Here is a 656-nt window from a genome sequence, read left to right on the forward strand (position 1 = left end):
TTCAAGTACGACTGGGCCTGGCAGAAATACCTCGACGGCTGCGCCAACCACTGGATGCCGCAAGAGGTCAACATGACCGCCGACATCGCCCTGTGGAAAAACCCCGAAGGCCTGACCGACGACGAACGCCGCATCGTCATGCGCAACCTCGGCTTCTTCTCCACCGCCGACTCCCTGGTTGCCAACAACCTGGTCCTGGCCGTCTACCGCCTGATCACCAACCCGGAATGCCGCCAGTACATCCTGCGCCAGGCCTTCGAAGAAGCGATCCACACCCACGCCTACCAGTACTGCATCGAATCGCTGGCCATGGATGAAGGCGAGATCTTCAACATGTACCACGAGATTCCATCGGTGGCCAAAAAGGCCGCCTGGGGCTTGAAGTACACCCGTTCGATCTCCGATCCGAAGTTCGAAACCGGCACCGTCGAGACTGATAAAGAGTTGCTGCGCAACCTGGTCGCCTACTACTGCGTGCTGGAAGGCATCTTCTTCTATTGCGGCTTCACCCAGATCCTGTCCATGGGCCGTCGCAATAAAATGACCGGCGTGGCCGAGCAGTTCCAGTACATCTTGCGCGACGAGTCGATGCACCTGAACTTCGGTATCGATGTGATCAACCAGATCAAAATCGAAAACCCGCATTTGTGGGATGC

The 656-nt window shown here is 57.3% G+C and carries 1 protein-coding gene; it reads left to right on the plus strand.

What is annotated here, in order from left to right; translation table 11 throughout:
• Nucleotides 1-656: ribonucleotide-diphosphate reductase subunit beta (locus L8I05_RS29410; RefSeq protein ID WP_236375624.1), on the plus strand; the 656-nt coding region annotated here is incomplete at both ends.

It is taken from the genome of Pseudomonas sp. MONT-RG-20F-20-E-7-02 (genome assembly GCF_022662395.1).
Classification (GTDB): domain Bacteria; phylum Pseudomonadota; class Gammaproteobacteria; order Pseudomonadales; family Pseudomonadaceae; genus Aquipseudomonas.